Annotated in this window: 14 protein-coding genes; 10 read left to right on the top strand and 4 right to left on the bottom strand. The window is 66.7% G+C overall.

The features are described from left to right. Positions 1-298 precede the first annotated feature (298 nt). The 9 genes from G7007_RS05930 (at position 299) to G7007_RS05890 (ending at position 10,356) form a co-directional block, all read left to right on the top strand. Positions 299-1,981: a flavin monoamine oxidase family protein gene (locus G7007_RS05930; RefSeq protein WP_181099887.1), complete on the top strand. Its 1,683-nt coding sequence runs from the start codon at positions 299-301 to the stop codon at positions 1,979-1,981. A 16-nt stretch (positions 1,982-1,997) separates the two neighbouring features. Next, entirely contained in the window at positions 1,998-2,798 is an 801-nt protein-coding gene (locus tag G7007_RS05925; protein ID WP_181099885.1) for a carbon-nitrogen hydrolase family protein, read from the top strand. Positions 2,799-2,835: 37 nt separating this feature from the next. Further along, on the top strand, positions 2,836-5,166 hold the full coding sequence (gene pqqF / locus G7007_RS05920; RefSeq protein ID WP_181099883.1) for a pyrroloquinoline quinone biosynthesis protein PqqF: 2,331 nt from the start codon (positions 2,836-2,838) through the stop codon (positions 5,164-5,166). Positions 5,167-5,342: 176 nt separating this feature from the next. Then, a complete protein-coding gene (pqqA, locus tag G7007_RS05915; RefSeq protein ID WP_008365141.1) occupies positions 5,343-5,414 on the top strand; it encodes a pyrroloquinoline quinone precursor peptide PqqA in 72 nt (23 codons plus the stop codon). 64 nt (positions 5,415-5,478) lie between these two features. Next, positions 5,479-6,390, top strand: a complete 912-nt coding sequence (pqqB, locus tag G7007_RS05910; RefSeq protein WP_181099881.1) for a pyrroloquinoline quinone biosynthesis protein PqqB — start codon at positions 5,479-5,481, stop codon at positions 6,388-6,390. Positions 6,391-6,398: 8 nt separating this feature from the next. Then, positions 6,399-7,154: a pyrroloquinoline-quinone synthase PqqC gene (gene pqqC, locus G7007_RS05905; RefSeq protein WP_181099879.1), complete on the top strand. Its 756-nt coding sequence runs from the start codon at positions 6,399-6,401 to the stop codon at positions 7,152-7,154. After that, positions 7,151-7,426: a pyrroloquinoline quinone biosynthesis peptide chaperone PqqD gene (pqqD, locus tag G7007_RS05900; RefSeq protein WP_181099877.1), complete on the top strand. Its 276-nt coding sequence runs from the start codon at positions 7,151-7,153 to the stop codon at positions 7,424-7,426. The genes pqqC and pqqD overlap by 4 nt, the downstream gene beginning before the upstream one ends. After that, complete coding sequence (pqqE, locus tag G7007_RS05895; RefSeq protein WP_181099860.1) at positions 7,398-8,558, top strand: pyrroloquinoline quinone biosynthesis protein PqqE; 1,161 nt, start codon at positions 7,398-7,400, stop codon at positions 8,556-8,558. Before pqqD ends, pqqE begins: the two co-directional genes overlap by 29 nt. Continuing rightward, on the top strand, positions 8,488-10,356 hold the full coding sequence (locus G7007_RS05890; protein ID WP_181099858.1) for a S9 family peptidase: 1,869 nt from the start codon (positions 8,488-8,490) through the stop codon (positions 10,354-10,356). Before pqqE ends, G7007_RS05890 begins: the two co-directional genes overlap by 71 nt. Positions 10,357-10,395: 39 nt before the next feature. On the opposite strand, the gene G7007_RS05885 is transcribed toward G7007_RS05890, so the two are convergent. Next, complete coding sequence (locus G7007_RS05885) at positions 10,396-10,554, bottom strand: YqaE/Pmp3 family membrane protein (RefSeq protein WP_085987265.1); 159 nt, start codon at positions 10,552-10,554, stop codon at positions 10,396-10,398. Between the two features lie 147 nt (positions 10,555-10,701). After that, positions 10,702-11,958: an aspartate aminotransferase family protein gene (locus G7007_RS05880; RefSeq protein WP_181099856.1), complete on the bottom strand. Its 1,257-nt coding sequence runs from the start codon at positions 11,956-11,958 to the stop codon at positions 10,702-10,704. Between the two features lie 220 nt (positions 11,959-12,178). On the opposite strand from G7007_RS05880, the gene G7007_RS05875 reads away from it, so the two are divergent. After that, a complete protein-coding gene (locus G7007_RS05875) occupies positions 12,179-13,102 on the top strand; it encodes a LysR family transcriptional regulator (protein WP_181099854.1) in 924 nt (307 codons plus the stop codon). Between the two features lie 260 nt (positions 13,103-13,362). On the opposite strand, the gene G7007_RS05870 is transcribed toward G7007_RS05875, so the two are convergent. Both G7007_RS05870 and G7007_RS05865 read right to left on the bottom strand, forming a co-directional pair. Further along, complete coding sequence (locus tag G7007_RS05870) at positions 13,363-15,141, bottom strand: acyl-CoA dehydrogenase C-terminal domain-containing protein (RefSeq protein ID WP_181099852.1); 1,779 nt, start codon at positions 15,139-15,141, stop codon at positions 13,363-13,365. 93 nt (positions 15,142-15,234) lie between these two features. Continuing rightward, complete coding sequence (locus G7007_RS05865; RefSeq protein ID WP_181099850.1) at positions 15,235-17,040, bottom strand: phenylacyl-CoA dehydrogenase; 1,806 nt, start codon at positions 17,038-17,040, stop codon at positions 15,235-15,237. Positions 17,041-17,244 lie beyond the last annotated feature (204 nt).

Here is a 17,244-nt window from a genome sequence, read left to right as displayed (position 1 = left end):
GGAAGAGCGCGATGAATCAATTTGCGATTCTGTACGGAGATCGATTTATCAGGCCGACCTGGTAAAAGCACGGCCTGCCTCACGGCAGGCCGTTATCGGCCCGAACACAAAAAATCTGACAGTCTCCAGCGGAAAACCAGAATCCTTCGTCACTTTTACCCACCACCTCGTCACAACGCTAAAAACCCACACAATCCGCCACCACCTTTCGTCTTACTTCCCACGCCATCCCCCTCTAACCTGTCATCCAGCCCTACCTATACTCATTCCATCCCGCTACCCCGCCCAAGGCCACGACATGAACAAGAAGAACCGTCACCCCGCCGATGGCAAACCCCCGGTCACCCTGTTCGGCCCGGACTTTCCCTTCGCCTTCGACGACTGGCTCGAACACCCCGCCGGTCTGGGCAGCGTGCCGGCGGACCGCTACGGCGAGGAAGTCGCCATCGTCGGCGCGGGCATCGCCGGGCTGGTGGCGGCCTACGAGCTGATGAAGCTGGGCCTCAAGCCGGTGGTCTACGAGGCCTCCAAGTTGGGGGGACGGCTGCGTTCGCAGGCCTTCAACGGCACCGACGGCATCGTCGCCGAGCTGGGCGGGATGCGCTTTCCGGTGTCGTCCACGGCGTTCTATCACTACGTCGACAAGCTGGGCCTGGAGACCAAGCCCTTTCCCAATCCCCTGAGCGCGGCCTCCAGCAGCACGGTGATCGACCTGGAGGGGCAGACCTTCTACGCCGAGTCGCCAGCGGATTTGCCACGGCTGTTCCACGAAGTGGCCGAAGCCTGGGCCGATGCCCTGGAAGACCGGGCGCAGTTCAGCGACATCCAGCAGGCCATCCGCGAGCGCGACGTGCCGCGACTCAAGCAGCTGTGGAACACCCTGGTGCCGCTGTGGGACGACCGTACCTTCTACGACTTCGTCGCCACCTCGCAGGCCTTCGCCAAGCTGAGCTTCCTGCACCGCGAGGTGTTCGGCCAGGTCGGTTTCGGCACCGGTGGCTGGGACTCTGACTTCCCCAACTCGATGCTGGAGATCTTCCGGGTGGTGATGACCAACTGCGACGAGCACCAGCACCTGGTGGTCGGGGGCGTGGAGCAGGTGCCCCAGGGCATCTGGCGGCACGTGCCGGAGCGCTGCGTGCACTGGCCGGTCGGCACCAGCCTGCGCTCGCTGCATGGGGGGGCGCCGCGCAGTGGCGTACGGCGTATCGCCCGCAGTGCCGATGAGCGCCTGGCGGTGACCGACAGCTGGGGCGACACGCGCGAATACGCCGCCGTGCTGGTGACCTGTCAGAGCTGGCTGCTGACCACCCAGATCGACTGTGAGGAGTCGTTGTTCTCGCAGAAGCTGTGGATGGCGCTGGACCGCACCCGCTACATGCAGTCGTCCAAGACCTTCGTCATGGTCGACCGGCCGTTCTGGAAGGACAAGGACCCGGAGACTGGTCGCGACCTGCTGAGCATGACCCTCACCGACCGGCTGACCCGGGGCACCTACCTGTTCGACAACGGCGACGACCGGCCAGGGGTGATCTGCCTGTCCTACGCCTGGATGAGCGATGCGCTGAAGATGCTGCCGCACCCGGTGGAGCGGCGCGTGCAGCTGGCGCTCGACGCGCTGAAGAAGATCTACCCCAAAACCGACATCGCCGGGCACATCATCGGCGATCCAATCACCATTTCCTGGGAGGCCGACCCGTATTTCCTCGGTGCCTTCAAGGGCGCGCTGCCTGGCCACTATCGCTACAACCAGCGCATGTACGCTCACTTCATGCAGCAGGACATGCCGGCCGAGCACCGCGGCATCTTCCTGGCGGGCGACGACGTGTCGTGGACGCCGGCCTGGGTCGAGGGCGCCGTGCAGACGTCGCTCAACGCGGTGTGGGGTATCATGACCCACTTCGGTGGCCGGACCCACCCGAACAACCCAGGCCCTGGCGATGTGTTCGACGAGATCGGCCCGATCGCCCTGCCCGACTGATACCCGGAGACCTTCGATGCGCATCGCCCTGTACCAAGGCCACCCTGGCCCACACGACGTCGCCGGCAACCTCGAACGCCTGCGCCAGCAGGCCGAGCAGGCGGCGAGCCAGGGCGCGCGTCTGCTGGTGTGCCCGGAGATGTTCCTGACCGGCTACGACATCGGCCGCGATGCCGTGAGCCGCCTGGCCGAGCCGGCCGACGGCGACTCGGCGCAGGCGGTGGCGGCCATCGCGCGGCAGCAGGGCCTGGCGATCGTCTATGGCTACCCCGAACAGGGCGAAGACGGCGCGTGCTACAACAGCGTGCAACTGATCGATGCCCAGGGAAGCCGCCTGGGCAACTACCGCAAGACGCACTTGTTCGGCGCATTGGACCGCAGCCTGTTCAGCCCTGGCGGCGATCATTTCCCGGTGGTCGAGCTGGAGGGCTGGAAGCTCGGGCTGCTGATCTGCTACGACGTCGAGTTCCCGGAGAATACCCGGCGCCTGGCGCTGGCCGGCGCCGAGCTGATCGTGGTGCCCACCGCCAACATGGTGCCCTATGACTTCGTCTGTCAGTTCACCGTGCGTGTGCGGGCCCAGGAGAACCAGTGCTACCTGGTCTACGCCAACTACTGTGGCGCCGAAGCGTCGCTGGTCTATTGCGGGCAGAGCAGCATCGTCGCGCCGGACGGCAGCCTGCTGGCGATAGCCGGGCAGGAAGCGAGCCTGTTGCTGGCGGACCTGGACCGCGACCGCCTGGCTGCGAGCCGCGCCGGCTTTCCCTACCTGAGCGATGTGCGCCACGACCTGCATGGCCCTGCGCCTCGCACCTGATATCCGCTAGCATGGGGCTCGTTTCGCTGGAGCCCCTATGCCTGATCTCACCCGCCACCTCGTGCTGGACAACGGCCTGCAGCTGACCCTGCGCCATGCACCGCACCTCAAGCGCAGCGCGGCGGCCCTGCGCGTCCACGCTGGCAGCCATGACGCACCGACGGCCTGGCCAGGGCTGGCGCACCTGCTCGAGCACCTGCTGTTCCTCGGCACCGCGCGGTTTCCGCTCGAGGACGGGCTGATGCGGCACGTGCAGCGTCAGGGTGGTCAGGTCAACGCCAGTACCCGTGAGCGCACCACCGACTTCTTCTTCGAGGTGCCGCCCTCGGCCCTGGCGGGCAGCCTGGAGCGCCTGTGCCAGATGCTCGTCGAGCCAGACTTGAGCCTGGCCAGGCAGCGCCGCGAACGCGAGGTGATCCACGCCGAGTTCATCGCCTGGTCGCGGGATGCGCAGGCGCAGCAGGCCTTCATGCGCCTGCAACGGGTATCGCCACGGCATCCGCTGAGCGGGTTCCATGCCGGCAACCGCTATACCCTGCCGGTGCACGACCCGGCGTTTCAGCAGGCCTTGCACGGGTTTCATCAACGTTTCTACCAGGGCGCGCACATCACCATGAGCCTCTGTGGGCCGCAGCCGCTGGAGGCACTGCAGGCTCTGGGCGAGACCTACGGCCGTTCGTTGCGTGCCGACACACCCGTACCCCGTCGGCCCCCGCCACCGTTGACCGAGAGCTCCCTCTTACCCTGCCAGGAAGGCCCGCGCCTGGACCTGCTGTTCGCCCACGAAGCCCTGCCCGAGGGTGCCGACGCGGCGCTGGAAGCCCTGCTGGACTGGCTGACCGATGACCGGGAAGGCACCTGGCGAGGTGTGCTCGAGCGACGCGGCTGGGTGCAGGAGGTAAATGCCGAGGTGCTGTACAGCCATGCCGGCCAGGCCTTGTGGCACGTGCAGCTGCACCTCGACGATCCGACGCGTGCCGCCGAAGTGCAACGGCTGCTGCAGGGCTGGCTGGGCTTTCTCGTCACCCAGGACCTGACGCCGCTCCACGACGACTTCGACCGCGTGCAACGGGCTCAGGGTGAGCGGGCGAGCGCGCTCGACCTGGCCCGTCGCGACAGCAGGGAGCGGCCTTTCCAGGCGCTGGATGCGCAGGCCCGACACGCCCTGCAGGCGTTGCTCGCTCAGGTACCCACGGCTGAACACGGGGCCTGGCATCTGCCTCCGGCCGACCCCTGGCTCGACCCTGCCCTGCCGACGCGCTCCGATCGGCCACTGCCGCCGCAGATGGTCATCTGCGACGCCCTGCCTGCTAGACAACGCCTGGCCATCCTCTACCTGCGCTGGCAGTTCGTCCAGCCACTTACGGCCCTCGAGGTCACCCGCCTGGCCCATCGCCTGAGCGCCTTGCAGACACGTGCCTGCCGTGCCGCGATCACCCTTCACGGTGAGGCCTTGGGCGCGGACTGGCAATTGCGCTGCACAGGTCGTCCGGCGGCCGTGCTCCAGGCGCTGCCCGACGTGCTCGCCGCGCTTCAGGCGCCTCTGACAGACGACGCGTGCGACGCCCTCGATGCTGAGCCACCCTTGATGCCGATCCGGGCCTTGCTCAAGCACTTGCCCGAATGCCTGGCCCCTGACGCAACGCCTGAGCCGCGGGCCGACGGACAGGCTGCACTTGGCACGCAGTGGCAAGACGCCCGCTGGCACGGCATGGCCCTGGGCTTCGACCCGCAGGCGCTGGCGATACTGGGCGCGGTCCTGCACTCGCTTCCAGGCCAGGCAGCGCGGCCTGCGCCACGCCCGCTCCCCGAAGGCCCTCGTTGGCACACCGTCGCCACCGCCAGCCGTGAGCACGCCTTGCTGCTGTTCTGCCCTGTGCCGGCGACCCGCGAAGCGGAAGGCCGCCTGCTCGCCCAGGCGCTGCAAGGCCCGTTCTACCAGCGCCTGCGGGTGGAGCTGCAACTGGGCTATGCGGTCTTCAGCGGGTTTCGCACGGTCGAAGGCCGACACGGCCTGCTGTTCGGCGTGCAGTCGCCTGGCACCGACCCGCACCGCCTGCTGGCCCATGTGCGGGAGGTGCTGGACGCCGGTGTGGCGCTGACCCCGGCATTGCGTCACGCGCTGCTCGATCAGTTCGCACCGTCGACCCTGGACGATCAAGAAACGGCGACCTGGTACTGGCAGGCCCACCTGGCCGGTTGGACGGGCTGCCTGGACGGTCTTCGTCAGCGGCTCGAAACGGTGACCCAGGCCGACCTGGACCAGGTCTTGTCCCGCCTGCGCGGCGCCGAACACGGCTGGCAGTGCCTGGCCAACGGCCCGGCTCCGCTGGATGGTCACCCTTGGGGATCGCGCTCGGTTCATTAGCACGCTATCATTCCACCCGAACCGCGCCGCCCTGCTCCATGGCGGGGCACCCCAGGGCACGGTGATGCCTTCATAGCATCTTGTAATACGTAGGTTCCCGGCCCAACGGAACCTCGACCCTGAAACGACGCCCAATACCTGGCATCCCCTGATTCCCATCCGGAAGGAGTTTTCCCATGTGGACCAAACCTGCTTACACCGACCTGCGCATCGGCTTCGAAGTGACCATGTACTTCGCTAGCCGTTGAGGCCTCACGCGTCAGGGCGCCTCGGCTTTGCCGGGGCGTTTTCATTTTCGGTCACGGAGCGTTCATGTACATCCAGATCCTAGGCTCCGCCGCCGGCGGCGGCTTTCCGCAGTGGAACTGCAACTGCGTCAACTGCAAGGGCTTTCGCGACGGCACGCTGCGCGCCAGCGCGCGCACCCAGTCGTCGATCGCGCTGTCCGACGACGGCGAGCACTGGATCCTCTGCAACGCCTCGCCGGACATCCGCGCGCAGCTTCAGGCCTTCGCGCCGATGCAGCCGGCGCGTGCCTTGCGCGACACCGGCATCGACGCCATCGTGCTGCTCGACAGCCAGATCGACCACACCACCGGCCTGCTCAGCCTGCGCGAAGGCTGCCCGCATCAGGTCTGGTGTACCGACATGGTGCACCAGGACCTGAGCACGGGCTTCCCATTGTTCACCATGCTCGGCCACTGGAACGGCGGTCTGCAGTGGAACCGCATCGAGCTGCAGGGCAGCTTCGTCATCCCGGCCTGCCCGAACCTGCGCTTCACGCCGTTCCCCCTGCGCAGCGCCGCGCCGCCTTATTCGCCACACCGCTTCGACCCGCACCCCGGCGACAACCTCGGCCTGCTGGTCGAAGACCTGCGCACCGGCGGCACGTTGTTCTACGCACCCGGCCTGGGTCAGGTCGATGACGCGCTGCTGCGCATGATGCATGGTGCCGACTGCCTGCTGGTCGACGGCACGCTGTGGGAGGACGATGAGATGCAGCGCCGCGGCGTCGGCACCCGCACGGGCCGCGAGATGGGCCACCTGGCCCAGAACGGCCCCGGCGGCATGCTCGAGGTGCTCGACGGGTTCGAGCGCCAGCGCAAGGTGCTGATCCACATCAACAACACCAACCCGATCCTCGACGAAGCGTCGCCGGAGCGGGCCGAAGTCCAGCGTCGGGGCGTCGAAGTCGCCTACGACGGCATGAGCATCGAGCTGTAGGAGGCCCCATGAGCGACGCCACACCGATGTCCCCGGCCGAATTCGAGCAGGCGCTGCGCGCCAAGGGCGACTACTACCATATCCACCACCCCTACCACGTGGCGATGTACGAAGGCCGTGCCAGCCGCGAGCAGATCCAGGGCTGGGTGGCCAACCGGTTCTATTACCAGGTGAACATTCCCCTCAAGGACGCCGCGATCCTGGCCAACTGCCCGGACCGCGAGGTGCGTCGCGAGTGGATCCAGCGCCTGCTCGACCATGACGGTGCGCCGGGCGAGGACGGCGGTATCGAAGCCTGGCTGCGCCTGGGTCAGGCGGTGGGCCTGGACCCAGACCAGCTACGCTCCCAGGAGCTGGTGCTGCCCGGGGTGCGCTTCGCCGTGGACGCCTACGTCAACTTCGCCCGCCGTGCCAGCTGGCAGGAGGCCGCCAGCAGCTCGCTGACCGAGCTGTTCGCGCCGCAGATCCACCAGTCGCGCCTGGACAGCTGGCCGCAACACTACCCGTGGATCGACCCGGCCGGCTACGCCTACTTCCGCACACGCCTGGGCCAGGCCCGCCGCGATGTCGAGCACGGCCTGTCGATCACCCTGCAGCATTACACCACGCGTGAGAGCCAGACGCGCATGCTGGAGATCCTGCAGTTCAAGCTGGACATCCTCTGGAGCATGCTCGACGCCATGAGCATGGCCTACGAACTGGACCGTCCGCCCTACCACAGCGTCACCCGCGAACGGGTCTGGCACAAGGGGATCGCCTTATGAGTTTCGACCGTCAACGGGTGCCACGCTGGCGCCCCGGCTACCGGTTCCAGTACGAGCCGGCGCAACAAGGCCATGTGCTGCTCTACCCCGAGGGCATGATCAAGCTCAACGACAGCGCCGCGCTGATCGGCGGGCTGATCGACGGCCAGCGCTCGGTGGCGTCGATCATCGCGACGCTGACCGAACAGTTCGCCGACGTGCCCGAGGTCGCCGACGACATCGAACAGTTCATGGAGGTGGCCCATGCCGAACACTGGATCGTCTACGCCTGACCTGCCCGTCGCGCCGCCGGTGGGCCTGCCGCTGTGGCTGCTGGCCGAGCTGACCTACCGCTGCCCGCTGCAATGCCCGTACTGTTCCAACCCGCTGGACTTCGCCCAGCAGGGTCAGGAGCTGAGCACCGAGCAGTGGTTCCGGGTGATGGCCGAGGCCCGTGAGCTGGGCGCTGCGCAGCTGGGCTTTTCCGGTGGCGAGCCGCTGGTGCGCCAGGACCTGCCCGAGCTGATCGGCGAGGCGCGCCGGCTGGGCTACTACACCAACCTGATCACCTCGGGCATCGGCCTGACCGAGGACAAGATCGCCCGCTTCCGCGAGGCCGGGCTCGACCACATCCAGATCAGCTTCCAGGCCAGCGACGAGACGGTCAACAACCTGCTCGCCGGTTCGCGCAAGGCGTTCGCCCAGAAACTGGAGATGGCCCGTGCGGTGAAGGCTCATGGATACCCGATGGTGCTCAACTTCGTCACCCATCGGCACAACATCGACCGGATCGACCGGATCATCGAGCTGTGCATCGCCCTGGAGGCAGACTTCGTCGAGCTGGCCACTTGTCAGTTCTACGGCTGGGCGCACCTCAATCGCCTGGGTCTGCTGCCGACCCGCGAGCAGCTGGAGCGTGCCGAGCGCATCACCAACGAGTACCGTGAGCGACTCAAGGCCGCTGGCAGCCCGTGCAAGCTGATCTTCGTCACCCCCGACTACTACGAAGAGCGTCCCAAGGCCTGCATGAACGGCTGGGGCAGCCTGTTCCTCACGATCACACCCGATGGCACGGCGCTGCCCTGTCACGGCGCCCGTCAGTTGCCGGTACAGTTCCCCAACGTGCGCGACCATGACCTGCGGCACATCTGGTACGACTCCTTCGGCTTCAATCGCTTCCGGGGCTATGAGTGGATGCCCGAGCCCTGCCGCTCCTGCGACGAAAAGGAAAAGGACTTCGGCGGCTGTCGCTGCCAGGCCTTCATGCTCACCGGCGACGCCAGCAACGCCGACCCGGTGTGCGCCAAGTCGGCCGACCACGGCATCATTCTCAAGGCGCGAGAGGAGGCAGACCATGCCCAGCTGGCCATCGAACAACTCACCTTCCGCAACGAACGCAACGCACGGCTCATCGCCCGGGGCTGAACGCTTCAGCGCTGCCCAGGCGGTGGCAGCCGGCACCGACTACGCCGACCTCAAGGTCGGCCCGGCCGGGGTGTTCTGGAACGAATTTCGCCCGGCCGACGGCGCCTGCCGGCTCTGGCACTGGCGTGACGGTCAGCCGGTGTGCCTGACGCCGGACGGGTTCAGCGTCCGCAGCCGCGTCTACGAGTACGGCGGAGGCAGTTTCGCGGTGGGCGAGACGCACCTGTATTTCGTCAACGAGGCGGATCAGCAGGTCTACGCCCAACCGGTGGGCGGCGGCACGCCCCAGGCGCTGACCGCAGTTGACGAGCGCCGCTATGGCGATCTGCAGGTGCACGGCCGGCACGTGCTGGCGGTCGAGGAAACCCACGGCGAATCCGTCGAGCACCGTCTGGTCGCCCTCGACGCACACGGGCGTCAGGTGCTGGCCGAGGGGGCTGACTTCTATGCGGCGCCCACGCTGAGCGACGACGGCCAGCGCCTGGCCTGGATCGAATGGGACCGCCCTGCCCAGCCCTGGACCGCCACGCGATTGATGACCCGGCATCGGGTACAGGACGGCGCCTGGAGCCCGCCCCAGTGCATCGCCGGGGCAGACGAGGAAACATCGCTGCAACAACCGCGCTTCGATGCCCAGGGCCGGCTGTACGCCCTGTCCGACCACCACGGCTACTGGCAACCCTGGGGTGAGTGCGACGGCCATTGGCAGGCCCTGCCCGCCGCCGTCGCCGATCACGCCGCCGCACCTTGGCAGCTGGGTGCCAGCACCTGGCTGCCCCTGGGCCCCGACGCCTACGTGGCCAGCTGGTTCGAGGACGGCTTCGGCGTGCTGGGCCACTGCCGTGTCGACCAGGCCTGCCAGCGCCTGGCGACCGACTACAGCCGCTTTCGCAGCCTGGCGCTGAGCGACACGCACCTGTACGCCATCGCCGCCTCACCGACGCGCCCTGCCGGTATCATCGCCATCGACCGCCCGACCGGCGCCGTCGAGGTGCTGAGCGGTGGCGTCGCGCCCTTGCCCGAGGCAGAGATCGCTCGGCCGCAATCGCTGCGCTACGCCAGCGGCGACGCCCAGGCCCATGGGTTCTTCTACCCTGCCCAGGGCGCACAGGGCCCATCGCCCCTGGTGATTTTCATCCACGGTGGACCGACCTCGGCGTGCTACCCGGTCTTCGACCCCCGTATCCAGTACTGGAGCCAACGCGGCTTCGCGGTCGCCGACCTCAACTACCGAGGGAGCACCGGCTACGGGCGAGCCTATCGCCAGGCGCTGCACCTGCGCTGGGGCGAGGCCGATGTCGAAGACGCCTGCGCGGTGGTGACGCACCTGGCCGACCAAGGGTTGATCGACCCGACCCAGGCATTCATCCGCGGCGGCAGTGCCGGGGGCTACACCACGCTCTGTGCCTTGGCCTTCCATGACGTGTTCAGGGCCGGGGCCAGCCTGTACGGCGTCAGTGATCCGGTGGCGCTCGCCCGCGCTACCCACAAGTTCGAAGCGGATTACCTGGACTGGTTGATCGGCGACCCGGACCGCGACGCCGAACGCTATGCACGGCGCACACCCTTGCTGCACGCCGCACGTATCACGGTGCCGGTGATTTTCTTCCAGGGCGAGCAGGACGCGGTGGTGGTGCCTGAACAGACGCGGAGCATGCTGGCAGCGTTGCAGGCCAATGGCGTGCAGGCCGAAGGGCACTTCTATGCCGGGGAACGCCACGGTTTTCGCCAGGCGGTCAACCTGGCCCATGCACTGGAGCAGGAATGGGCGTTCTACTGCCAGGTCCTGGACCGTTGAGGCCACGCCCAAGTCGCGACTGCGGCTCGGGCTGTGCGGTCAGCGCTTGGCGATGATGTACACCGCATGGATGATGCCGGGAATGTAACCCAGCATCGTCAGCAAGATGTTCAGCCAGAACGCACCGCCGAAACCGACCTGCAGGAAGACGCCCACGGGTGGAAGAATGATGGCGATCAGAATGCGGATCAGGTCCATGTCGTAGCTCCTCGATTGGTTACCTCAACAGACTGTCGCTTTCAAACAGAGGTTCAAGCCGACCTCTTGCGCGCAAAAAAACGCCCCGGGCCAAAGGTGCGGGCCAGGGGCGGTGCGCAGGAACGCAGACGGTTCGGCAAAGGCTCGTCAGGCAGACGCGCGACGGGCCTCGAAGGCGTGAGTACGGATCAGGATGAACGCGCGCGCCAGGCGCTTGAGCATTTCGTCGATGTTACCCTTGCTGACGGTCAGCGACGGCGTGAAGCGCAGCACATCGGCCTGGGGTGCCGTGAGCAGCAGACCTTCCTGCAGGGCCGCGTCGACCAGGGTCTGGGCGAAGGCTTCGCGCAAGTGCAGCCCCCAGAGCAGTCCCTGGCCGCGCACCTCGCCTTGACCGAAGCGCGCCGCCAGTCGGCTCAACCCATCGCGCAGGTGGCGCCCGGCGTCCTCGACGTGGTCGAGAAAGCCGGGGGCCAGCACCGTCTCCAGGACCGCCAGGCCGGCCGCGCTCATCAACGTGTTGCCATGGTGGCTGCCGCCCAGCTCGCCCGGCACTGCGCAGCAGGCCGTGCCGCGCGCCAGCAGTGCGGCCAGCGGCACGCCACCGCCCAGCCCCTTGCCCATGGCCACCAGGTCGGCACGTACGCCGTGACGCTGCTCGGCCAGCAAGGTGCCGCAGCGACCCAGGCCGGTCTGCACTTCGTCGAGAATCAGCAGGATGCCCAGTTCGCGGCACAGGGTTTCGGCGCCCTTGAGGTACTCGCGTGACGCCGGGATCACGCCGGCGTCGCCCTGGACCGGTTCGAGCAGGATGGCCACGGTGTCCGAATTCACGGCGGCATGCAGAGCGGCCAAGTCGTTGAACGGGACCTGGCTGAACCCTGGCACGTCAGCTTGGGCACGGCAGGCCGACAGCGCCCCCAGGCCTCGCCCATGACACCCTAGGCGAGCGACGATGACGTGGTCGGCTCCATGGCGATGGCGCTGTCCCCAAGCGCGGGCCAGGCGGATGGCCGCTTCGCAGGCTTCGCTACCGCTGTTGAGCAGGTAGGCCTGATCGCTTCCAGTGCTCTGACACAACCGCTGGGCCAGCGTGAGCAGGCCTTGCCCTTGGAACCCGGCACCGGCATTGATCAACGAGCGCGCCTGGTCGGCCAGGGCCTTGGTCAGCACGTCCGGGCTGTGCCCCAGGCTGTTCACCGCACCGCCCTGGTGAAAGTCCAGGTAGGCATGCCCGCGATCGTCCCATAGCCACGACCCCTGCCCGCGCACGAACACCGGGTCAGCCTGGCGAGCGGCAGGCATCAGGAAGCGTCGCGACGCCTGGGACGTCAGGGATTCGAAGCGCGGCGCAGGCGGCACCTCGGTGGCAGATGCCATACGGCGCAAGTTGAACAGGTTCATCGAGGCTCCAGCCGATCACGGTCAAGGCTGCCAGGGCTCGGTCATGCGCCGAACGGTGTACCGTTGAACGGGTATTTTGCCTGGCCTATCCAAACGTCATTCGCATCCACGGCGCATTGGCCCCTAAAAGACCTGCCAAGCGCCATGACGCGGCGTAGACTAGGCGCCTTCCCGGCCATGGGCCATTTGGTTTTTCGAGCTTTTCCGATAAGTAGCGCTTATGGATTTCCGTCAACTGCGATATTTCGTCGCGGTCTATGAAGAAGGCCACGTCGGCCGCGCCGCCGAGCGCCTGTCGCTGTCCCAGCCGGCCCTGTCGCAACAGATCCGCCAGCTCGAGCAGGCGCTCGAGGTCAGCCTGTTCGAGCGCAGCAACAGACGCCTGTTGCCGACCCTGGCTGCCCACACGCTGTACAACCACGCGCTGCCCCTGCTAGACGGGCTGCGACAGGCCCGCGAGGCCATGCGCGGCTTCAAGGGCCAGGCGCTGCGCACGTTGGCCATCGGTGTGCTGCAGACCGTACGACCCAGCCTGGTGCCGCGCCTGCTGGAGCGCGTCCGCAAGGCCCAGCCGCACCTGATCGTGCAGCTCTACGAATTGTCCGGCCTGGACATCGAGCGGCGTCTGCTCAACGGCAGCCTGGACATCGGCATCAGCTACCTGGCGCCACGCCAGCCGGGGCTGCATGGGTTGCCGTTGTACGAGGACGAACTGCAACTGGTGATTCCGAACGATCACCCGTTGAAGGACTTCAAGAAGGTCTCGCTCAGCCAGGCGGCGGAGTTGCCGATGCTGATGCTGGGGGAGGAGTTTCAGATCCGCCAGATCTGGCAGACCGAGTTGGCCAATCTGGGCAGGCGCCCGCAGGTCCAGGCGGAAATGAACAACATGGGCGGCATCCTGGACAGTCTGGCGTATACCTCGCTGGTGACCATCCTGCCGGGGCGTGCCAAGGAAGCGGCCGAAGACGATCAGGCCCTGCTGTGGAAGCCCTTGAGCGAACCGCGGGTACCGCTTCAGGTCGGCCTGGTGTTTCGCGATGCGCAACGCCAACAGGCGGCGGTCGAGCTGTTGCGAACGCTGCTCGAAGAAGAAACTGCGGGGGGTGCCGTGGCCGGTGTGCGCCTCGACGCCTCAGGCTGACGGGCACACAAAAAAGGAAACCCCGCCGAGGCGGGGTATTCCAGACTGTTTCTCTGACATCCGTTTCGTCGACTTCCGTATCGTCCCGCCACCCTGGCAGGTCATCCTTAGCAGATCCGTGTGCTGTCCTCTGCGCTCCCAGCGCGTCGTCCATGTGAGAAAGATTAACAGTGGATCCAATCCCCGGGAAGTGGAGAAAAGTCACCAGGCCGTGTAAGAAAATGCTTACAAATCTGTCTCGTTTCCAGATACGCGCTGTTTCAGAACTGTTCGGGTCGTAAAAAGTTCAGGCTCGCACTGCCTGCCTTGACGCTGGCGATCAACGAATGCACCCGCGGCAACAGGCGTGCGAAGTAGAAGCGGGCCGTGCCCAGCTTGCTCGCGTAGAAGTCATCCTCCTCGGCACCGTCCATCGCCGCCTGGGCCATGCGCGCCCACAGGTAGGCGTAAGCAACGTAACCAAAGGTGTGCAGGTACTCGACCGACGCGGCGCCGATTTCCTCGGCGTCGTGCTGCGCGCGCTCGAGCACCCACCCGGTCAGGTCGTCCAACTGGCCCAGCGCCGCCCTCAAGGGTTCGGTGAACTCGCCCAGCCCAGCGCCGGCCTGGTCGGCGAACGCACGCACCTCGTCGCTGAACAACCGATAGAACGCCCCACCGCTGCCCGCCACCTTGCGGCCCATCAGGTCCAGGGCCTGGATGCCATTGGTGCCTTCGTAGATCTGCGTGATGCGCACGTCGCGCACCAGTTGCTCCTGGCCCCACTCACGGATGTAGCCATGGCCGCCGAACACCTGCTGGCCGTGTACGGTGCACTCCAGCCCCAGGTCGGTCAGGAAGGCCTTGGCCACCGGGGTCAGCAGGGCCACCAGGTCGGCGCTGCGCTGGCGCGTGACCGGGTCGTCGCTGAACTTGGCGTTGTCCAGGTGCAGCGCCACGTAGGTGGAGAACGCCCGCCCACCCTCGTTCAGCGCCTTCATGGTCAACAGCATGCGCCGCACGTCGGGGTGCACGATGATCGGGTCGGCGGCCTTGTCCGGTGCCTGTGCACCGCCCACGGCACGCCCCTGGACACGCTCGCGGGCGTAGTCGATGGCGTTCTGGTAGGAGCGCTCGGCCGACGCCAGGCCCTGGATACCGACGCCCAGTCGCTCGTAGTTCATCATGGTGAACATGGCCGCCAGGCCCTTGTTCGGCTCGCCGACCAGGTAGCCGACTGCGTCGTCGAAGTTCATCACGCAGGTGGCCGAGGCCTGGATGCCCATCTTGTGCTCGATCGAGCCACAGTGGACCGTATTGCGCTCGCCTACCGCACCTTGCGCGTCGACATGGAACTTGGGCACCAGGAACAGCGAGATGCCCTTGGCCCCGGCCGGTGCATCGGGCAGCTTGGCCAGCACCAGGTGGATGATGTTCTCGGTCAGGTCGTGCTCGCCGCCGGTGATGAAGATCTTGGTGCCGGTCACCCGATAGCTGCCGTCGGCCTGGGGCTGGGCGCGGGTGCGGATGAGGCCCAGGTCGGTCCCGGCATGGGGCTCGGTCAGGCACATCGAACCGGCCCAGGTGCCGGCGTACAGGTTCGGCAGGTAACGCTGCCTGAGCGCTTCGCTGGCATGGGCGTGGATCGACAGGCAGGCTCCGGCCGTCAGCATCGGGTACAGGCCGAACGACAGACTGGCCGCGTTGACCATCTCTTCGACCTGCGCCGAAATCGCCTTGGGCATGCCCATGCCGCCGTACGCAGGATCACCACCGACACCGACCCAGCCGCCCTCGGCGTAGGTCCGGTAGGCGTCGATGAAGCCCGTTGGCGTGCTGACGGCACCGGCCTGCCACTGGCAGCCTTCCTCGTCGCCGGAACGGCTCAACGGCGCGATGCGTTCGGCCGTCACCTTGCCGGCTTCCTCCAGCACGGCCATGGCCGTCTCGGCGTCGATCAGCTCGCGCAGGGCCGGCATCCGTGCCCACAGCGTGGCGACGTCGAAGACTTCTTCAAGAACGAACCGCATGTCGCGCAGGGGCGCTTTGTAGTCAGCCATGGCTACCTCTCGTTGAACGATCGAAGCGGCCCTCGAGCCGCCTTGCAGAAGACGACGGGCCGCCTGTGCGAGGCGGCCCGTGAGGGGGGAGGATCAGATGGCCAGGCCGAAGTGCTCTTCGTGCATGTCCATCAGGTTGCCGGCACCGGAGAGAATGGCCGCCACATGGGCGCGGGTACGTGGCAGCAGGCGCTGGTAGTAGAAGCGCGCGGTCTGCAGCTTGGCGGTGTAGAAGGCCTCCTCGGAGGTGCCCTCGGCCAGCTTCTCGGCGGCGACCCGGGCGATGTCGGCCCAGAAGTAGGCCAGGCACGCGTAGCCGGAGTACATGAGGTAGTCCACCGACGCGGCGCCGACTTCCTCGCGGTCCTTCATCGCGGCCATGCCGATCTTCAGGGTCAGCTCGCCCCATTCCTTGTTCAGCTGGGCCAGCGGCTCGACGAATTCCTTGACCACGTCGTTGCCGGCCTGCGCCTGGCAGAACTTGTGCACGATCTTGGTGAAGCCCTTGAGCGCCTCGCCCTGGGTCATCAGCACCTTGCGGCCGAGCAGGTCGAGGGCCTGGATGCCGGTGGTGCCCTCGTAGAGCATGGCGATGCGGCTGTCGCGCACGTTCTGCTCCATGCCCCACTCGGCGATGAAGCCATGCCCGCCGAACACCTGCACGCCATGGTTGGCAGCCTCGAAGCCGACCTCGGTCATGAAGGCCTTGGCGATCGGGGTCATGAAGGCCAGCAGGGCGTCGGCCTTGGCGCGGGCCTCTTCATCCTGGCTGTACTTGAGGATGTCCACCTGCTGCGCGGTGAAGTAGACCATGGCGCGGTTGCCTTCGGCGAACGCCTTCATGGTCAGCAGCATGCGGCGCACGTCCGGGTGCACGATGATCGGGTCGGCGGCCTTGTCCGGTGCCTTGGGGCCGCTCAGCGAACGCATCTGCACACGCTCGCGGGCGTACTTCAGCGCACCCTGGAACGCCACCTCGGCGTGGGCCAGCCCTTGCAGCGCCGTGCCCAGGCGCGCCGTGTTCATGAAGGTGAACATGCAGTTCAGGCCCTTGTTGGCCTGGCCGACCAGGTAGCCGGTGGCGGCGTCGAAGTTCATCACGCAGGTGGCGTTGCCGTGGATGCCCATCTTGTGCTCGATCGAACCACAGGTCACGGCATTGCGCTCGCCCACCCCGCCGTCTGCGCTTGGCAGGAACTTGGGCACGATGAACAGCGAGATGCCCTTGGTGCCGGCCGGTGCATCCGGCAGACGGGCCAGCACGATGTGGACGATGTTCTCGGCCATGTCGTGCTCACCGGCGGAAATGAAGATCTTGGTGCCGGATACCTTGTACGAGCCATCGGCCTGAGGCTCGGCACGGGTGCGCAGCATGCCCAGGTCGGTGCCGCAGTGCGGTTCGGTCAGGCACATGGTGCCGGTCCACTCGCCGGTCACCAGCTTGCTCAGGTAGGCGTGCTGCTGCTCGGCGGTGCCGTGGGCCGACAAGGTGTTCATGGCGCCATGGGACAGGCCGGGGTACATGCCCCAGGACCAGTTCGCCTCGCCGACCATTTCGCTGATCGCCAGGCCCAGCGACTCGGGCAGCCCCTGGCCGCCATGCGCCACGTCATGGGCCAGGCTCGGCCAGCCACCTTCGACGAACTGCTGGTAGGCCTGTTTGAAGCCGGTCGGGGTCTTCACGCCCTGCTCGCTCCAGGTGCAGCCTTCCAGGTCGCCGACCCGGTTCAGCGGGGCCAAGACCTGCTCACAGAACTTGGCGCCTTCCTCGAGGATCGCATCGACCATGTCCGGCGTGGCGTCCTCGCAGCCTGGCAAGCTCTGGTAATGCGCCTGATAGCCGAGCAGTTCGTCACGAACGAAACGGATATCGCGCAAGGGGGCTTTGTAATCAGGCATGGCGAGGAACCTCAACTGATGAATCCGATGGGGGATGACCAGAGTGCGCATCACAAGGCAGTGACGATTTTTTGGTCAAACAGGTGTTTGAAACTTACGTTTAGCACTGCAGGTTGTCAAGGAGGGGCAGGCAGGTCTTTTCTGCCGCTAAAAGTGACGATCGTGCCATGTCGCGTGACCGGTGAGTCAGTGACCACGCCTGTG

This window comes from Pseudomonas entomophila, from assembly GCF_013523125.1.
In the GTDB taxonomy this organism is placed as follows: Bacteria; Pseudomonadota; Gammaproteobacteria; order Pseudomonadales; family Pseudomonadaceae; genus Aquipseudomonas; species Aquipseudomonas entomophila_B.
This window is presented reverse-complemented; position numbering and strand designations above follow the sequence as displayed.

Coding starts and splice junctions, on each gene's coding strand:
- pqqF (WP_181099883.1), top strand. CDS start 2,836: ATGCCTGATCTCACCCGCCACCTCGTGCTGGACAACGGCCTGCAGCTG.
- G7007_RS05865 (WP_181099850.1), bottom strand. CDS start 17,040: ATGCCTGATTACAAAGCCCCCTTGCGCGATATCCGTTTCGTTCGTGAC.
- G7007_RS05870 (WP_181099852.1), bottom strand. CDS start 15,141: ATGGCTGACTACAAAGCGCCCCTGCGCGACATGCGGTTCGTTCTTGAA.
- pqqE (WP_181099860.1), top strand. CDS start 7,398: ATGCCGAACACTGGATCGTCTACGCCTGACCTGCCCGTCGCGCCGCCG.
- pqqC (WP_181099879.1), top strand. CDS start 6,399: ATGAGCGACGCCACACCGATGTCCCCGGCCGAATTCGAGCAGGCGCTG.
- pqqD (WP_181099877.1), top strand. CDS start 7,151: ATGAGTTTCGACCGTCAACGGGTGCCACGCTGGCGCCCCGGCTACCGG.
- G7007_RS05925 (WP_181099885.1), top strand. CDS start 1,998: ATGCGCATCGCCCTGTACCAAGGCCACCCTGGCCCACACGACGTCGCC.
- G7007_RS05890 (WP_181099858.1), top strand. CDS start 8,488: ATGCCCAGCTGGCCATCGAACAACTCACCTTCCGCAACGAACGCAACG.
- pqqB (WP_181099881.1), top strand. CDS start 5,479: ATGTACATCCAGATCCTAGGCTCCGCCGCCGGCGGCGGCTTTCCGCAG.
- G7007_RS05875 (WP_181099854.1), top strand. CDS start 12,179: ATGGATTTCCGTCAACTGCGATATTTCGTCGCGGTCTATGAAGAAGGC.
- G7007_RS05885 (WP_085987265.1), bottom strand. CDS start 10,554: ATGGACCTGATCCGCATTCTGATCGCCATCATTCTTCCACCCGTGGGC.
- G7007_RS05880 (WP_181099856.1), bottom strand. CDS start 11,958: ATGAACCTGTTCAACTTGCGCCGTATGGCATCTGCCACCGAGGTGCCG.
- G7007_RS05930 (WP_181099887.1), top strand. CDS start 299: ATGAACAAGAAGAACCGTCACCCCGCCGATGGCAAACCCCCGGTCACC.